The organism is Paenibacillus gyeongsangnamensis (genome assembly GCF_027533625.1).
Lineage (GTDB): Bacteria > Bacillota > Bacilli > Paenibacillales > NBRC-103111 > Paenibacillus_G > Paenibacillus_G gyeongsangnamensis.
The window spans coordinates 73,527-90,666 of record NZ_JAQAGZ010000017.1 but is presented as its reverse complement, the minus strand read 5'-3'; the positions used below and the strand labels follow the sequence as shown (position 1 = coordinate 90,666).

Annotated in this window: 16 protein-coding genes and 2 pseudogenes; 15 read left to right on the top strand and 3 right to left on the bottom strand. The window is 53.7% G+C overall.

What is annotated here, in order from left to right; translation table 11 throughout:
- The first annotated feature begins 31 nt into the window (after positions 1-31).
- The 9 genes from O9H85_RS23990 to O9H85_RS23950 all read left to right on the top strand — a co-directional run bounded on the left by O9H85_RS23990 (position 32) and on the right by O9H85_RS23950 (position 8,842).
- Positions 32-961, top strand: a complete 930-nt coding sequence (locus O9H85_RS23990; protein ID WP_269883941.1) for a carbohydrate ABC transporter permease — start codon at positions 32-34, stop codon at positions 959-961.
- A gap of 15 nt (positions 962-976) precedes the next feature.
- A complete protein-coding gene (locus tag O9H85_RS23985; protein ID WP_269883940.1) occupies positions 977-1,801 on the top strand; it encodes a carbohydrate ABC transporter permease in 825 nt (274 codons plus the stop codon).
- Position 1,802: 1 nt separating this feature from the next.
- Positions 1,803-2,867: an N-acetylglucosamine kinase gene (locus tag O9H85_RS23980; protein WP_269883939.1), complete on the top strand. Its 1,065-nt coding sequence runs from the start codon at positions 1,803-1,805 to the stop codon at positions 2,865-2,867.
- Between the two features lie 280 nt (positions 2,868-3,147).
- The gene (gene murQ, locus O9H85_RS23975; protein ID WP_269883938.1) at positions 3,148-4,059 is read left to right on the top strand and encodes an N-acetylmuramic acid 6-phosphate etherase; all 912 of its coding nucleotides are present in this window, start codon (positions 3,148-3,150) and stop codon (positions 4,057-4,059) included.
- A gap of 79 nt (positions 4,060-4,138) precedes the next feature.
- Positions 4,139-5,554, top strand: a complete 1,416-nt coding sequence (locus O9H85_RS23970; RefSeq protein WP_269883937.1) for an FAD-binding oxidoreductase — start codon at positions 4,139-4,141, stop codon at positions 5,552-5,554.
- The gene (locus tag O9H85_RS23965; RefSeq protein ID WP_269883936.1) at positions 5,551-6,930 is read left to right on the top strand and encodes a (Fe-S)-binding protein; all 1,380 of its coding nucleotides are present in this window, start codon (positions 5,551-5,553) and stop codon (positions 6,928-6,930) included. The genes O9H85_RS23970 and O9H85_RS23965 overlap by 4 nt, the downstream gene beginning before the upstream one ends.
- Before the next feature lie 103 nt (positions 6,931-7,033).
- Positions 7,034-7,207: a DUF6440 family protein gene (locus tag O9H85_RS23960; protein ID WP_269883935.1), complete on the top strand. Its 174-nt coding sequence runs from the start codon at positions 7,034-7,036 to the stop codon at positions 7,205-7,207.
- A 158-nt stretch (positions 7,208-7,365) separates the two neighbouring features.
- The gene (locus tag O9H85_RS23955) at positions 7,366-8,277 is read left to right on the top strand and encodes an IS1595 family transposase (RefSeq protein ID WP_269883934.1); all 912 of its coding nucleotides are present in this window, start codon (positions 7,366-7,368) and stop codon (positions 8,275-8,277) included.
- 226 nt (positions 8,278-8,503) lie between these two features.
- The gene (locus O9H85_RS23950) at positions 8,504-8,842 is read left to right on the top strand and encodes a YciI family protein (RefSeq protein WP_269883933.1); all 339 of its coding nucleotides are present in this window, start codon (positions 8,504-8,506) and stop codon (positions 8,840-8,842) included.
- 158 nt (positions 8,843-9,000) lie between these two features.
- On the opposite strand, the gene O9H85_RS23945 is transcribed toward O9H85_RS23950, so the two are convergent.
- From O9H85_RS23945 to O9H85_RS23930, 3 genes and pseudogenes are all read right to left on the bottom strand, one after another.
- Complete coding sequence (locus O9H85_RS23945; protein WP_269883932.1) at positions 9,001-9,456, bottom strand: putative iron-sulfur cluster-binding metallochaperone; 456 nt, start codon at positions 9,454-9,456, stop codon at positions 9,001-9,003.
- A gap of 209 nt (positions 9,457-9,665) precedes the next feature.
- Positions 9,666-9,842, bottom strand: a pseudogene (locus O9H85_RS23940) (polar amino acid ABC transporter ATP-binding protein); the annotation flags it as partial.
- 85 nt (positions 9,843-9,927) lie between these two features.
- Positions 9,928-10,224: pseudogene (locus O9H85_RS23930) on the bottom strand (transporter substrate-binding domain-containing protein); the annotation flags it as partial.
- On the opposite strand from O9H85_RS23930, the gene O9H85_RS23925 reads away from it, so the two are divergent.
- From O9H85_RS23925 to O9H85_RS23900, 6 genes are all read left to right on the top strand, one after another.
- Entirely contained in the window at positions 10,105-10,416 is a 312-nt protein-coding gene (locus tag O9H85_RS23925; RefSeq protein ID WP_269884029.1) for a hypothetical protein, read from the top strand. The pseudogene O9H85_RS23930 and the gene O9H85_RS23925 sit on opposite strands and share 120 nt — an antisense overlap.
- A 383-nt stretch (positions 10,417-10,799) precedes the next feature.
- Positions 10,800-11,555, top strand: coding sequence for an SDR family NAD(P)-dependent oxidoreductase (locus O9H85_RS23920; RefSeq protein ID WP_333474252.1), 756 nt, complete (start codon positions 10,800-10,802; stop codon positions 11,553-11,555).
- A 370-nt stretch (positions 11,556-11,925) separates the two neighbouring features.
- Positions 11,926-13,380, top strand: coding sequence for a PTS mannitol transporter subunit IICB (locus tag O9H85_RS23915; protein WP_269883931.1), 1,455 nt, complete (start codon positions 11,926-11,928; stop codon positions 13,378-13,380).
- A gap of 64 nt (positions 13,381-13,444) precedes the next feature.
- Complete coding sequence (locus tag O9H85_RS23910; protein WP_269883930.1) at positions 13,445-15,493, top strand: BglG family transcription antiterminator; 2,049 nt, start codon at positions 13,445-13,447, stop codon at positions 15,491-15,493.
- Between the two features lie 29 nt (positions 15,494-15,522).
- Positions 15,523-15,963, top strand: coding sequence for a PTS sugar transporter subunit IIA (locus O9H85_RS23905; RefSeq protein WP_269883929.1), 441 nt, complete (start codon positions 15,523-15,525; stop codon positions 15,961-15,963).
- Positions 15,960-17,117, top strand: coding sequence for a mannitol-1-phosphate 5-dehydrogenase (locus tag O9H85_RS23900; RefSeq protein WP_269883928.1), 1,158 nt, complete (start codon positions 15,960-15,962; stop codon positions 17,115-17,117). Before O9H85_RS23905 ends, O9H85_RS23900 begins: the two co-directional genes overlap by 4 nt.
- The last annotated feature ends 23 nt before the right edge of the window (positions 17,118-17,140 follow it).

Here is a 17,140-nt window from a genome sequence, read left to right as displayed (position 1 = left end):
GCGGAACAACCATAAGGAGAGGTGCGGGGGCATGAAGAACTTAGCCAAATCGTCCGGGTGGAGGAAGGGAGCGGTGCATCTGTTCCCGGTTCCTGCCCTCGCGGTTTATATCTTGTTTGTGATTTATCCGATCGCGGCGGCGTTCGGCTACAGCTTTTACGATTGGAAGGGTCTCGTACGGGGCGAATTCGTGGGGCTCGGCAATTTCGTCAGCCTGTTTACGAAGGAACCGTTCAATCATTTGTTCTGGAATGCGTTCGGCCATAATCTGTATTACTTTGCCGTAGAGATGGCCGTACAGAATACGCTCGCGTTCGTGCTTGCCTATCTCGTTTACAGCAAGCTGAAAGGTGCGGGCTTTCTAAAAATGGCGTATTTCCTGCCCAGGCTGCTGTCGGTTATTGTCGTAGGCTTCTTGTGGAAGCTGATGCTGAACCCGAACAACGGCGTGGTGAATGTGCTGCTGAAGAAGATCGGACTCGTGTCTTGGGCGAAGCCGTGGCTTGGAGATCCGGCAACGGCACTCACTTCGATTACGCTGGCTAACAGCTGGTTTGGCGTCGGCTTCTCGATGTTGATCTTCCTCGCGGGCCTTCAGTCGATTTCCAGTGAAATCATTGAAGCGGCGAAGCTGGATGGGGTTACGGGGATGCGATTGATCCGCTCCATGATTTTGCCGATGATGAGCCAGTCCCTGATCATCGTTACGGTGTTTACTTTCATTCATGCGTTCGAGGCGTTCGAGCTCATTTACGCAATGGAGGGCTCGCAGGGCGAGCCTTACAACGCGACGGATACGCTAGCGGTCTTCTTTTACCGGATTGCGTTCGGGGGCTCGTCCGGAGGAGATTCGGTCGCGCTCGGTCTCGGTTCGGCACTGGCCGTCGTCTTGTTCCTGATCATCGCATCCATATCGGCCTTGTTCCTATATTTCACAAGAAACCAGCAAGCCAATCAATAGGAGGGGAGGCAGACCATGAAAACAGGCAAAATCGTCCGGGGCCTCCAATATGCGGCCGCGTACGCGGGAGCGCTGATCAGCTTGTATCCGATCTTTCTGATGCTGACCTCCTCCTTGAAGACGAACATCCAGATTTTGAAAAGCCCGCTGTCGCTGCCGGTTTCGATGTCTACCGCCGCGTATGCGAAGCTGCTCAGTCAAATCCCTTTCGGAATGTACTTCTGGAACAGCGTGCTTGTCAGCGTCGTTTCCGTTGGGCTGATTCTGCTGTTCGCCGCGCTAGCTTCCTTCTACATCGCCAGATATCCGTTCCGGTGGAACAGCACGCTGTTCTTCTTTTTCCTGCTGGGGATGATGATTCCGATCAAGCTCGGCATTGTACCGCTGTTTCTCTTAATGAAGCAGCTCGCGCTGCTGAACAGTCTATGGTCCCTGATCAGCGTATATACTGCGATCGGGTTGCCGCTTGCCGTTCTCATCTTGACCGGGTTTTTCCGGACGCTGCCCAAGGAGCTGGAGGAGGCGGCACGCATCGACGGATCCTCGGACCTCGGCGTCTTGTGGCATGTGCTGCTGCCGCTCATCCGTCCCGCTCTCGGGACAGTCATGATCATGAATTTCATTACAGCGTGGAACGACTTTTTCTTCCCGCTCATTTTTATTCAGGACGATCTGAAGAAGACGATTCCGGTAGGGATGCTGTCGCTCTTCGGGCAGTACTCCACGGATCTGAGCATGCTGTTCGCCGGATTGACGCTCTCCTCGCTGCCGATGATCGTCATCTTCTTACTCGCCTCGAAGCAGTTCATGGACGGTATGACGGCAGGGGCGGTGAAGTAGAATGCAGCACGGAAAGAGGCATGATCAAGGCATAAGAGTAATCGGTATCGACGGAGGCGGCACGAAAACAGTCTGCGTTCTGGGCGACGGGGAAGGACGTCTGATTGCCGGAAGCCGCGGAGAATCGAGCAGCTTGACCTCGCGCCCCTGGGAAGAAGTGACGCGGGTGCTGCTTAGTCTGATTCGGGATGTCCTCGCACAGTCGGGAACGGAGCCGTCCGAGTTAAGCGGCGTGTTCCTGGGACTTGCCGGAAGCGATAGGCCGGAAGACAGGGAACAGATTAAGAGTTGGCTTGAGCAGGAGCTTCCGGAGAGCGTCTCGATCACGGTTCACAATGACGCGGTTACGGCACTCATTGCCGGTACCTGGGGAGAGAAAGGAATCGCGCTGATTTCCGGTACCGGCTCCATCGCTTACGGGTTCGACCCGGCTACGGGACAGTTCGTCAGGGTCGGGGGCTGGGGATATTTACTCGGTGACGAGGGAAGCGGCTATGATCTCGGACGGAAGGCGCTCGCGGCCGTAATGAAGGCATATGACGGCCGGGGTCGGCCTACAGCGCTCACGAAGCTGGTGCTGGATCACTTGTCCCTTCACGATCCGGCGCAGCTGATCCGTTCGGTCTACGGTCAAACAAATGTCCGGACGGCGATAGCCGAGGGATCCAAGCTTGTCATGCAAGCGGCGTCGGAGGGAGACGCGGTAGCGGTCGAACTGGTGGAGGATGCGATTAGGGAGCTGGAAGCGCTGGTCCGGCGCGCGGCGGAAGCGATGGGAATCCCACTGCTGGTTGAACCGGCCGAAGGCGGAGAAACGGGCGAGCGGGCGGTCCCGCTTGTTCTTAGCGGCGGACTATTCTCCGATCCCGTGTTCGAGCGGACCTTCCGGGAAACCCCGCTGCTGCGCTCGGGGGCGTTCGATATCCGGCTGCTTATGCATCCTCCGGTGGTCGGAGCTTACATGCTGGCCTTGCGTCAGCAGGGCTGTGAATTGACGGAAGGGATAAAGGAGCAAATCGGGGCGTTCGACGTTCAAAGCCTCTGGAATGGAAGCAGCATGGAATAAATAAAAAATTATGAACGGCTGAGCCGTTCAGGAAGAGAAACCCGGATATGCAGAAAAAATGTTAAAGGTTAGGTGGGGTATCCCCTGTAGGAGCGATAGCGTCCGCCTTTGTTATCGGAAAATGACCTCTGCAAACACGAATAAATTGAAAATTTTCCGATAGCAACAGCGGCCTGAAAGTGATACCCCACCGGGTACCAATGCAGATTTCTCTATCTCATGGGTTTCTCGTCAATCTGGAACGGCTTACCGTTGATACTAGAGAAGGAGGAAAGGATACGTGACACAGGAAGCGAAGCGTCATCCGATTTCGGAGCAGAGAAATGAAAAGTCACAGCACCTTGACCGCCTGAGCGTTCGCGAGATCGTCACCTTGATGAATGAGGAAGATCAAAAGGTCGCGCTCTCGGTACAAGAGGCTTTGCCGCAAATCGCCGATGCGGCCGAAGCGGTCGCCGAGGCGATGAGCAGCGGGGGGCGATTGTTCTATATCGGAGCCGGAACGAGCGGACGGCTCGGCATCCTCGACGCCTCGGAATGTCCGCCTACGTTCGGCGTCGAGCAGGGGCTGGTGAACGGCATCATTGCGGGAGGGGAGCGGGCGATTCGCTATGCGATCGAGAATGCGGAGGACGACGAGGCGGCCGGCGCCGCGGCCGTGTCAGCGGCCGTCCGTCCGGGCGATGCGGTCGTCGGCTTGACCGCAAGCGGCACGACGCCGTACGTCATCGGAGCGATGCGCGAGGCGAACCGGCTCGGTGTGCCGACGATCGGCATCAGCTGCAACCGCCAAACTCCGTTAAGCGCGGAGGTGAGGTTCCCGATCGAGGTTCCCGTAGGGCCGGAAATCATTACCGGATCTACCCGGCTCAAGGCAGGAACCGCGCAGAAGATGGTGCTCAACATGATCTCCACTACCGCGATGATCAAGCTGGGCAAAGTGTACGGCAATCTGATGGTCAATGTCCAGGCAACGAACAAGAAGCTGAGGGACCGTACGGTTCGGATCATTCAAGAGGCGACTGGCGTCGATGAAGATACGGCGAGGCGCACCGGCGAAGCTGCAGAAGGGGATGCGAGAGCCGCCATTCTGATGCTGAAGTTCGGCGTGAGCCCGGAAGAGGCGCTGGAGGCGCTGAACCAAGCCGGCGGGCACTTTGGCAAAGCGTTAAAGCTGCTGGAGGGCAAATGATAGGGGAGACGGGTCGCCCGTAAATGGTCTACTTGCCGGAAGTCCGGCAGGCTTTTTTTCAAGGAAGGAGGATAGGCGTATGTTAGATTCGAACGTGACTGACAAACTGCGCTCCATCGTCGGAAGCGAGCATTATAAAGACGACTCGGAAGCGCTGGTGACGCATTCCTATGATGCTACGCCGATGCTTCAAAGCCTCCCGGACGGGGTGATCTATCCTTCGTCGAAGGACGAGGTGTCGGCCATTCTGCAATTGGCCAACGAGCATAAGATCCCGATTGTCGGGCGGGGTGCGGGAAGCAACTTGTGCGGCGGAACGGTCCCAGTGCATGGCGGCATCGTCATGGTCATGAACCGCATGAACAAGCTGATCGAGATCGATACGGACAATTTAACCGCGACCTTTCAGCCGGGGTTGAATACCAAGGAGTTTCATGCGGCGGTGGAGCGGAAAGGTCTCTTTTACCCCCCGGATCCGAGCAGCATGGTGATTTCGACCCTTGGCGGCAATATTATGGAATGCGCGGGCGGGCTTCGCGGCCTGAAGTACGGAACGACGAAGGATTACGTGATCGGCCTGGAGGCGGTGCTTCCTTCGGGAGCCGTGATCCGTACGGGTGGCAAGCTGTACAAGGATGTTGCCGGATATGACCTGACCAAGCTGCTGGTCGGCTCCGAGGGGACGCTCGCGATCATTACAGAGGCAACCGTCAAGCTGCTTCCCGCTCCGAGATACAAGAAAACGATGCTTGCGATGTATAAGGACATTTACGCTGCCGCCAGTACGGTCTCCCGCATTGTAGGAAGCCGCATCATTCCCGCCACGCTGGAGTTTATCGATAATCCGACGCTCCGGGTCGTGGAGGAATTCAACCGCATCGGCCTGCCGCTGGAGATGGAGGCAGTTCTTCTTATTGAACAGGATGGCATGGACGAGGAATCGGTCGATCGGGATATCGAGAGCATCATGAGGATTTGCCGGGAAGAGAAGGCCGAGGAGGTGAAGGTGGCCCGGTCCGCAGAGGAAGCCGATAAGCTGATGAAAGCAAGGCGAAGTGCCTTATCGACGCTGGCCCGCATCTCACCGACGACCATTCTGGAGGATGCGACGGTTCCCCGTTCCCGGATCGCCGAGATGGTGCTCGAGATTAACCGAATCGCCCGGAAATACAACGTGCAGATCTGTACGTTCGGCCACGCCGGGGACGGCAACCTGCATCCTACCTGCACAACCGATGCCAGAAACCCGGATGAAATCCACCGGGTGGAGCAAGCCTTCGAAGAAATATTCGAGGCCGCTATCGGCTTGGGCGGAACCATTACCGGAGAGCATGGCGTCGGAATCGTGAAGGCGCCTTATTTGGAATGGAAGGTGGGTGCGCCCGGCATCGAATTGATGAAAGGCATCAAGATGGCCTTTGACCCAAACGGCATAATGAACCCGGGCAAAATCTTCGCCAAAGCTTCCCGTAAAAGGCTGGTGATCCAAAGATGAGCCATCCGCCAACGTCCATCAAGCCGAAGCTTGCCGCGGCCGGTGGGAGTCCCCTGGCCGAACGTATGAAGCTCGCGCTGGACTATGACGAGCTGACGAGCTGCATGCGGTGCGGTTTTTGCCAGCCGTCCTGCCCTACCTTCAAGGAAACGGGGCTGGAAGCGGCGTCTCCCCGGGGCCGGATCGCCCTGATGAAAGCCGTCGTGGACGATTTGATGGTTCCGGATGAATCGTTCCATAAGCAGATGGATTTGTGCCTGGGCTGCCGCGCCTGCGAGCCGGTATGCCCAGCCGACGTGAAGTACGGTCATCTGCTGGAAGCTGCGCGGGGAGCGATGGAGGAGCAGCGTGAGCATCGCTGGTGGGTGAAGCTCGCCAGACATGTAACCTTTAAACAACTGTTTCCTCATCCCAAGCGGATGCGACTTGTTGGAGCCGGACTTCGTTTCTATCAGAAATCGGGTCTCCGCCGGCTTGCGCTGAGGAGCGGAGCTCTCAAGCTGCTTCCACGGGAGCTTCGGCAAATGGAAGAGATTCTCCCCGAGGCTTCCTCTTCAGGCGTAGCCGAACGGCTCGGCTCCTTTATTCCAGCCCAAGGCAAGCCTATAGCCAAGGTAGGGATGTTCCGCGGCTGTGTCATGGATGTGCTGTTCACGGATACGAATGTGAACACGGTAAAGCTGCTGTCGGAGGCCGGCTTTGACGTCGTCATTCCCGAGACCCAGACTTGCTGCGGCGCGCTGCATGCCCACGCCGGGGAACTGGAGCAGGCGAAGGAGCTGGCACGCAGCAACATCGCTGCTTTTCGGGAGGCGGATGTGGACTTCGTGGTGTCCAATGCCGGCGGATGTGGGGCGCTGCTGGTGGAATATGGCCATCTTCTGCGGGATGATCCGGAAATGGGGGAGGCAGCCGCTAGGTTTTCTTTGAAGGTGAAGGACATCAGCGAGCTTCTCGTGGTGCAAGGCCGGCTTGATTCGTTCAAACATCTCTCGGCAGAGGATCAACCCTCCGTTACCGTTACTTATCAGGACTCCTGTCATTTGCGCAATGTCATGAAGGCCGGCAATGCCCCGCGGGACTTGTTGGCACGCATGGACCGTATCCGTCTCGTGGAGATGGAAGGGGCGGACCGCTGCTGCGGCTCGGCAGGCATTTATAACCTGGTGCAGCCGGATATGTCTATGGACATTCTGGATCATAAGATGGAGCATGTAAAGGAAACGGATGCGCGTTATGTGCTGACCAGCAATCCGGGTTGTCTGCTTCAGATGAAGCTTGGAATCGAACGGGAAGGGCTCTCGGATCGAATGCAGGCTCTGCATGTCGCTGATTTTTTGTATGAGCGGTTGTCGAAAGGCTTCTCCAAGCGTTAGCGCGTCGCGGCCCTATGCATAAATGCTTAAGTTAATCTTGACAAAATAGGCGACAGAGGTGCTACTATAAGGGGGGACCAAATCATACTAGTGGAGGTTATAAATGGATAATCGGTTTCAGGTGATTTACTCTGAGGGCAAGTTAGATGTTTTTCGTATTCTTCTGGATACGGAAACCGGAGTGCAATATCTGCAAACGATCCAGGCGGGGAGCGGAAGTACCAGTCTTACGGTTTTAGTTGACGAAGAAGGGAAGCCGCTTCTACATCCACAATAAATCCCCTGATAAGGAACGTTGGACCGAGCTCAGCTCGGTTTTTATTTTGGTTCTTATCTAAAAGATTATTTTGATTATCCAGTTTGCTCAGGAACCCCTATCAACACGAACGAATGTTTGGTATAATGAAATCAAACATACGTTCTGGAGTGGTTTCTATGGCAAAACAAGAATCGATGAACCTTATCGAATTTCATAAAAAGTTTCAAACTGAAGAAGCTTGCCATGAGCACCTGTATAAAATGAAGTGGCCTCAAGGGTATTATTGTACGAAGTGTAAGCACGATAAGGCTTATGAAATCAAGACTCGCAAGTTACCTCTGTACGAGTGCATGAATTGCGAGCACCAGACAACTGTGATCACCGGAACGATTTTCGAAAAGACAAGAACGGATTTAGTGAAATGGTTCTGGGCCATATTCTTGATCTCTCAAGACAAGCGGGGCGTCTCTGCCACTTACTTATCCGAAGAGCTCGGCATTGCCTATCAGACAGCCTGGACGATTCAGCACAAAGTCCGTAAAGCCATGGGAGAACGTGACACTACCTATACGCTAGCTGGCATTGTTGAGCTTGACGAAGGTTTTTTCGGAGCGCCCACGGAAGGCGGGAAACGTGGACGCGGGACTGAGCAAACCCCCGTCTTAGTCGGACTTTCGCTGGACAAAAAGGGCTGCCCGAAATACCTGAAAATGCAGGTCATTCCTGATGTCAAAGGCAGTACGCTCGTTGACTTTGCAACAAAGTACATCGAAGCTGGCTCAACCATAGCAAGCGATAAGTATAGCTCTTATAAAGTCTTGGCCAAGGAAGGCTTCCAGCATGAAGCCCACAAGTACGATCTGAAAGAAAATCCAGATCATCTGAGATGGCTTCACACGATTATTTCAAATGCAAAAGCTTTTATTGGCGGAACTTATCACGGATTAGATTCAAAACATTTACAGGCGTATCTCGATGAATTTTGCTATCGGTTTAACCGACGTGAGGTCAAGAGTGAATTATTCAACCGGCTAGTTCATTGTTGTCTTTCGGCAACGACGATCACCTATCCTGAGCTAGTTGGATAATCAAAAAGATTATTATTGCCAAATAGGGCATGTGACATAATGAACGAGAACAATTGTTCGCGAAAACCTGCAGCAGTGGAGGACTGACTCTCCATCTCGGGATCTGAGCGATATAGTTGAGATTTCAAAATCGGAACTGGTATGATGTAAAAGAAGAATGGAAATGGATGCCCGGTTTGACGAGGCTGTTACAGCAGAAAACATTTGAATGGTTGGAGGAGCGAACGTGACCCAGATTACCGATGAGTTTATGATGCAAATGATGGCCACCACCAAGGGTTACAGCGTTGTGATTTTAAAATCCGGGCCGAATCGTAACATGGATGGGGTCGAGCGCATCATTTGGGAGCACGGCAGAAGGAATTTCGTTCTCCGTGAGGAAGGCGTGTTATCGATTGTTTGCCCCGTCATCGACGGAAGCGAGATCGCCGGAATCGGAATTTTTAACGCGGATTTGGATGAGGTACGACGGATTATGGATGAAGATCCGGGGGTGAAAGCCGGCGTATTCGTTTATGACATTCATGCTTCCAGAAGCTTTCCTGGGGACAGCCTGCCGAAATAATTAAGCCTTTCATTGGACACCGCTTGCAGAAAGCGGTGTTCTTTGCGTACCTATTCCCAACTAATGCGTCCGGCGCAAATGTCTTATTGACGTGACGAAGATCGAGAGCGTCAGAACAACTGACCGCCGGCATCATGTTACATTCGTCTCAACAGGGATTAACCCTGATTGAGACCCCGTACAAAAGCGCTCACGTTGCCTAAGCAGCAAGCCCCTTGAGGGTTGTTTACCTCGCATCCACAGCGACCTTCCTGAACATGAGCTTTGATTTGGTCAGCAGGTTGTCGGTCATTCCCTATCGTTTGAAGAAGGCGCTCCCTCGTCCAATCAAAGCAGTAACACACAGGTACATCCATGCTTGGGTTCTTTTGGTACACAGGCACCTTCAGGTCGCTCGCGGCGAATGTTTGCGAATGGTTACCACTAAAGTAGACGATAGAACAAGCAGGGTTCGAACAAAATACGTAAGAGTTTTCGGGTTCCATTGTTTCTAATGCCGAAGCTTTAAGCAGGGACTTGAGCGTTATGAGCTGTACGTTCTTGCTCTTCTCACCGCAAGAAGGGCACTCCGTTTTTGCGACTCCAGTATTGTAGGAAGGTGCACAGCAATCCATTTCTAAGCCAATCCTTATGCAGTTTTGATTGAACAAACAGGTGAGAATACTGCTTTTTACAAGCCTTTAGCACTATTGAACGCTTCATCATTTCTTGATTATCTGTTTGTGCCGCTCTAAGATGAAGAACCAGAATAAGTTGCCGATGTAGTGCGTCCAGGCTCCGTTAAAATGTTGCTTTCAATGTAGCGTAATGCATTTCTCCGGCATTAACTCAAGGTTCGGTTCAAGAAGGCCTTCGTCCGCTCATGGCGGGGGTTCGCAAAAAGCTCCCCGGGCGGGCCGGATTCGACGATCTGTCCATTATCCATGAACAGGACCCGGTTCGCCACTACTCTGGCGAAGCCCATCTCATGGGTCACCACGATCATCGTCATATGCTCTTCAAGACCTGGTCCGAGACGGGAAATATTCGAAGCCGAAGGAGATCAAGATGATCCTATCGAAGATGGGGATGGTCTTCCAGCCATCCAGCTTGGTTAAGCCCGACTTGGCTAACGTAACCACCACTTGCGCATTTTTGAGATAGGGCTTGGTGAATAGCACCTTGCCTTTGCGTTCGTCCGTAATCGTATAACCGTTCCATATCAGATCAATGCGTCCGCTGCTGAGCTCGGATTCTTTCGTTGCCCAGTCGATGGGCTGGAATTGTGCCGTCATACCCATTTTTTCAGCGGCTGCCTTGGCATAATCGATATCAAAACCTACAATTTCATTCTTTTCGTCCCGAAACCCCATTGGAGCAAACTTGTCGTCGATGCCGATGATCCGCAGGAGGGGGAGCATATTCTTCAAGGCATTCTGCCGGGGAAATATATCGCTTACGGCGGGCTGGCTTTGGGGGATATCATTATTATTGAGCCTGAAGAAGATCATCATCTGACTTCAAGCGTGGAAGACCCGATCGTAGTGCTGTGGTGCCATGCGGGCCAGAACCGAAATGAAATACAGCGGATCTGAACGGCTGGTTGGCCGAACATCAAGCGGCCGCTATGTTTTAAGCGGTCTCAGATTGACGAGAAACCCCGATAAGTAGAAAAATGCAAAGGTGTGAGGCGGGGTATCCCCTGTAGGAGCGATAGCGCCCGCCTTTGTTATCGGAAAATGACCGCTGCACAAGCGAATAAATTGAAAATTTTCCGATAACAACAGCGGCTGGAAGGGGATACCCCGCCGGGGTGCCACGGCAAATTCTCTATTTCATGGGTTTCTCTACAACCTGGCCGCCATACTTTGGCGGTCTTTTTAGATTCGTTACGCACAACATGAAGATACCCACTTTCATATGGATTGATTTATAATAAGCATTAGGTTTTCCAATATTTATACTGAAGGGATGATGAATGATGAGCCTAGAGGGAAAAGTAGCCGTTGTGACCGGTGGGGCCCGCGGGATTGGAGCTTCCGCCTCCAAGCTGCTTGCAAGCCGTGGTGCAAAAGTAATCGTCAATTATTTCAGCAATGAGGAAGCCGCGGAGCAGGTAGTGAAAGATATCCGATCCGCCGGCGGTGAAGCCGCGGCCATCCAGGGGGATGTGAGGGATCCCGAACAAGTCTCCGCTTTGATTTCGCGTACCAAGGAAGCGTTCGGTTGCCGAATCGATATTATGGTGAGCAATGCGAATATGCGTTTTGCCATGAAGTCTTTTCAAGCAATGACCTGGGAAGAATTCTCGCAAAAGCTGAACGACGAGCTGAAAGCGGCCTTCGAAATCACGAAAGCTGTCATTCCGGCGATGATCGAACAACAATACGGACGGTTAATTTATATTTCCAGCGGCCTCGGCAAATCGCCCTCCGGCAACTTCATTGCCCACGGTACGGCCAAAAGCGGACTGGACTCCTTCGTAAAGTATATTGCACAGGAGATGGGACCCTACGGCATTACGGCCAATGTCGTCGCCCCCGGATTGGTGGAAACGGAGGCTACCGTTCATATGAGCGAACAGGCGAAGCAAGGGATTATCGGATTCACGCCGCTCCGCCGTATTGCGCAGCCGGAGGACGTAGCGCGTGTGATCTCCTTCCTTGCGAGCGATGACAGCGAATTTGTAACGGGCTCGTACACCCCGGTTAACGGCGGGATGTCCATGGAATAAATTTCTGATGATGTGTTTAAATTCGCCTGAAGGTATGGGATGCCCATTGGCCCCGCACCCGAGGGCGTTTTTTGTATAGAGATTCAGCCATCCATCCAACATTAAATGGCAAGCCCCAGGTAATAATGAAAAAGGAATGCGCCCGGCCATACCATTGCTCCTTCGGAGCGTCGGCTGTTTGGGCCAAGTAAAACTAGGCCGCCCGGCAGGTGTTCGAGTCGAAGCAGAGGCAGTTATTCGCAGCGCCGTCTCCGTTCAAAAAAATGTTGTCAACAACGTTCATGACGAAAAGGCACTTTGATTTGATTGATCATATAAGCGTCATTGCTTTACGATATAAACATGAATCAGCTGAATGGGGGTAATATATATGGATACGCTTGCTGCGCAAAAAACAGCCTCTTCCGATGGAGTGCGCGTTAAGGTTCAACGTTTCGGCCGCTTTCTGAGCGGCATGGTCATGCCTAACATTGGGGCCTTTATCGCCTGGGGACTCATCACCGCTTTATTTATTCCGACCGGCTGGATCCCGAATGAATATTTGGCGAAGCTCGTCGGACCGATGATTACGTATTTGCTGCCTTTATTAATCGGATATACGGGCGGCACGATGGTCCACGGTACGCGTGGCGGCGTCGTAGCTGCGGTAACGACGATGGGCGTTATCGTCGGTACGGATATTCCGATGTTCATGGGCGCGATGCTGGTCGGCCCCTTCGCCGCCTGGGTGCTGAAGCAGTTCGACAAGTCTATCGAAGGCAAGATTAAGTCCGGCTTCGAGATGCTCGTCAACAACTTCTCATCCGGCATCATTGGCGGGATTCTGGCCGTACTCGCTTATACTGTCGTCGGACCGGCCGTCCAGGTGGTCAGCAAAGCCCTCGCAACCGGAGTTCAAGCACTTGTGAATGCAGGCTTGCTGCCGCTTGCGAATATTTTGATCGAACCGGGTAAGATCCTGTTCCTCAACAACGCCATCAATCATGGCGTGCTTAGTCCCATCGCCTTGGATCAAGCGTCCAAGACGGGCAAATCGATTCTATTCATGCTCGAATCGAATCCGGGTCCGGGGCTTGGAATTCTGCTGGCTTACTGGCTGGTCGGCCGCGGCTCGGCGAAGCTGTCGGCTCCGGGCGCCGCGATCATTCACTTCTTCGGCGGGATTCATGAAATTTACTTCCCGTACGTTCTTATGAATCCGCGCTTGATTCTGGCCGTTATTGCCGGCGGCGTGACCGGTACGTTCACCTTTTCCGTGTTTGGGGCGGGTCTCGTAGCTCCTCCTTCGCCTGGCAGTATCTTTGCCTATATCGCCATGGCTCCTAAAGGCGGATTGCTCACCATCTTTACGGGAGTGATCACCTCGGCGGTCGTATCTTTCCTTGTAGCCGCGGTTCTGCTCAAAACGAGTAAGCAGTCTGAGCAGGATGAGGATCTCGAGCAAGCTACGGCGAAAATGAAGCAAATGAAACAAGCGCCGACAGCGACAGCGGCGGCAGCAGCAACGGCTGCGACGGCGACGGAAACCGTCTCAAACGCAAAGCCGGCCTCTGAAATCCATAAAATCGTCTTCTCCTGCGACGCCGGAATGGGTTCCAGCGCGATGGGGGCTTCGATTCTTAGGAAGAAAATGAAAGATGCGGGCGTTGATGTAACGGTAATCAACACCGCGATCAGCGAAATTCCTAGCGACGCCGATGTCGTCGTCACACACAAATCTTTGACGGACCGGGCCCGAGCCCAAGCGCCGCGTGCCGAGCATATTTCGATCGATAACTTTATGAAAAGCCCGGAATATGACCAGCTTGTTAGAAGATTAAGTTAACCCACTTGTATGACGCTGGCAGCTTGCCGGCGTTATCTCCATTTTGATAACAAGGAGCATTACCATGAGCCTGTCGCACAGGCATCGTCAAATCGTGGAGCTGCTGATGAATCGGAAGGACGACGTGACCGCAGGCGAAATTGCCGCCGAGCTCAATGTCAGCACGAGAACCGTTCACCGGGAGCTGTCGGAGCTGGAGTCGATCTTGGCCGCTTCCGGTTTAACGCTGCTGAAAAAAGCGGGTAAAGGCATTCAGATTCAAGGTACCCCGGAGGAGCTCGAGGCATTCAAGATCAAGCTGCATGGTCTGACCGGCGTGGACTATTCTGCGGAAGAGCGGAAGCTATATATTCTTTGTACGCTTCTTGAGAACGAGGAGCCGGTGAAGCTCTTCACGCTATCACATGAGCTCCGTGTTACCATCCCGACGGTAACGCATGACTTGGATGAGCTTGAGGATTGGAATCGCGGGTCCGAGCTCATCCTCGTACGCAGAAGGGGGTACGGGGTCGGCCTGAGCGGAACCGAAGCCAACAAGCGGAAGCTGCTTTCCAGGCTGGCGAGAACCTATCTGGACGATTCCGATTTGTTCGGCAAAGTCTCATTACCCCATTCTCCCGTGACGGCAAAACTGCTTGACATGATTGGCAAAGTTTATTTCACGAAGGTAGAGGACGCTCTCTGGCATGCGGAGGAGAAGGGGCTGAACGAGCTCTCGGAGAAGGAATACACGCATCTGCTTATCGATATTTCCATTGCAATAGCCCGATTTCGGCAAGGCAGGCCGATCGAGCTTCGGGCGGACAATAGCTCCCTGAGGAAGAGCATCCGGCTGACCGATTTGGTCGATCATTTGTCCGAAGCGATTCCCATGGAGTGGACGACGGCAGAAATCGCCCACCTCGCCGAGCTGCTTGAGCCGAAGGAAGCGGGAGCTCATCCGAACCAGCTGCTGCCTCTGGAGGAGTTACGGTATTTGGAAGTGGTATGGAGGCTGATTCGCAACATGGAGGGGCGGATCGGCATCCCCTTCGGTCAGGACCGTTCACTGAGAGACGGGCTGCTTAGCCATCTCGAATCTGCCCTTGGGAGACTTCGGGCGGGTGTCAATATCCGCAATCCGCTGCTCTTGCAGATCAAAAGAGATTATGAGATTTTATTCGAGGCCATTCGATCGGCCATCGATGAAACGATTACGGACATCGCCGTTCCGGACGAAGAAATCGGCTTCCTGGTTATGCACTTCGGGGCTTCAATGGAGCGGCAGCGGCGGTTCAGCCGCAACGTCCGGGCCATTCTGGTGTGCACCAGCGGCATCGGAACCTCGAAAATGCTGGCGGTCCGGCTGACGAAGGAGCTTCCGCAAATCGATATTATCGGGCATGCCTCCTGGTTCGAGGCGGCCCGCATTCCGGAGTCGGAGTATGATTTGATCATCTCCACCGTCGATCTGCCTTTGGATGAGGACCAATATATGAAGCTCAGCCCGCTGCTGACCGAAGAAGAAGCCGAGCGGCTCCGCTTATTCATCCAGAACGTGACGCTGCAAAAAGAGAAGGAACCCGTCGGCAAAGAAGAATCGCTCCCCGAGGAGCAAGCGGCGTCGTTCAAGGTGCACCGCATTCAGCGGTACGTCAACGAAATCGTCCGGATTATCGATCATTTCGCCGTTCATCGGCTGGAACAATCGTTCGGCAGTCTGGAAGAAGCACTTCAGGCCATTTGCCGCTATGCCCGGCAAAAGGAAGCCATCGATGAAGTGGAGCCGATTGTCAGGCTTCTTCTCGAGAGGGAGCGTCAGAGCAGTCAGGTGATTCCGGACACCGGGCTAGCGCTATTTCATATTCGCAGCGAGAAGGTGAGGCTGCCTTTCCTAACCCTATTCCGGTTAACGGAAGATTTGCCCTTGGACCAGAAGGAGCCTTCGGACGTCAGGCAAGTGCTTCTGATGCTGGGCCCGCAGGAGCTGCCCAAGGAAAGTCTGGCAGTGCTCAGTGAGATCAGTTCCTTCCTGCTGATTCCTGAAATGATCGAGCTGCTTCAAACCGGCAGTCCGGACGAGATCAAACAGTTCTTGTCCAAGGAGCTTGCCGCGTTTTTAGAAAATAAATAATATTACGGGATATGAGGAGAGAACCTGCTATGTCTACTATTTTATCCGTAAATAAAATCAAACTGAACGCGAAGCCGAAAGATAAAGCCGAAGCGATCCGAATGGCGGGACAATTGCTGGTCGATGCCGGCCATGCCTCCGCCGCATATATCGACAAGATGCTCGAGCGGGAGGAGACGCTGTCCACCTACATGGGGAACGGGCTGGCGATTCCGCACGGCACACAAGATTCCAAATCGTTGATTCAATCGACGGGCATGTCTATCGTTCAGATACCGGACGGGGTCGATTTCGGCGACGGAGAGAAGGCTACGCTCGTGATTGGAATAGCCGCACCGGGTGACGAGCATTTGGAGATCCTGACCAATGTAGCGATGATTTGCTCCGAAGAGGAGAACGTCGAACGAATCATGAAAGCATCGACCCCGGAAGAGATGCTGAATCTGTTCGAAAGCGGGATGGAAGCATGAGGGCGGTTCATTTTGGCGCAGGGAACATCGGCAGAGGCTTTATCGGATTGATCTTGTCGCAAGCGGGCTATGAGGTCGTGTTCTCTGACGTAAACGATACGCTGGTAGAGCAGCTGCAAGAGAAGAAAGCCTATACGGTTAGTTTGGCGGGTGAGGCTGGGGAGAAGTTCCATGTAACGAACGTTACGGCGATTAATGGCAAACAACAGGACTCCGTTGCCGAAGCCGTCGCTCAGGCGGATTTGGTTACTACAGCAGTAGGAGTCAATATTTTGAAGCATATCGCCGGTGGAATCGCTAAAGGTCTTGAATTGCGGCTGGAACGCGGTGCCGCTCCGCTGCACGTGATAGCATGCGAAAATGCCATCGGCGGCAGTACGCAGCTTAAAGAGCATGTATACGGCCATTTAAACCCCGAGCTCCAGGAGAAAATCGGCCGGAGCGTCGCCTTCCCGGACGCCGCCGTCGACCGGATCGTGCCGATTCAGCATAACGCGGATCCGCTCGAAGTAACGGTGGAGCCTTTTTATGAATGGGTTGTGGATGAATCGCAAATGATTGAAGGATTTCACCGGATTCCCGGCGTGCATTATGTCGACCGGCTGGAGCCTTACATCGAGCGCAAGCTGTTCACGGTCAATACCGGGCATTGTGCGGCAGCCTATTGGGGATACCTCCAGGGCTGCGCTACGATTCAAGAAGCGATGGCGAATCCGGACATCGCCGGCAAGGTACGGCGTGTCATGGAGGAAACCGGCGCTTTGCTGGTCCGAAAGTACGGATTCGATCCCGACGAACATGAGCGCTACATCCATAAAATTATAACCCGTTTCACGAATCCTTATTTATCGGATGAAGTGACCCGTGTCGGAAGATCGCCTATTCGCAAGCTGTCGCCCAATGACCGGCTTGTCCGTCCGGCCCTGCAATCGTATGAGCTGGGCCTCGGTTACGAACATTTAGCCATGGCGATGGCTGCTGGTTTCCGGTTTGACGATGCCGCGGACCCGGAAGCCGCGGAAATCCAGAGCGACCTCGCCAGCCTGGGCGTATCGGCGACGATTGTGAAATACACTTCGATTCCGGCGGATCATCCGCTGCATGCGGCCATTCTGAACGAGTATGAACAGCTCAAGAAAGCCGCGCGATCTTAATAAGGGGGTTTTCCTATGGCGAA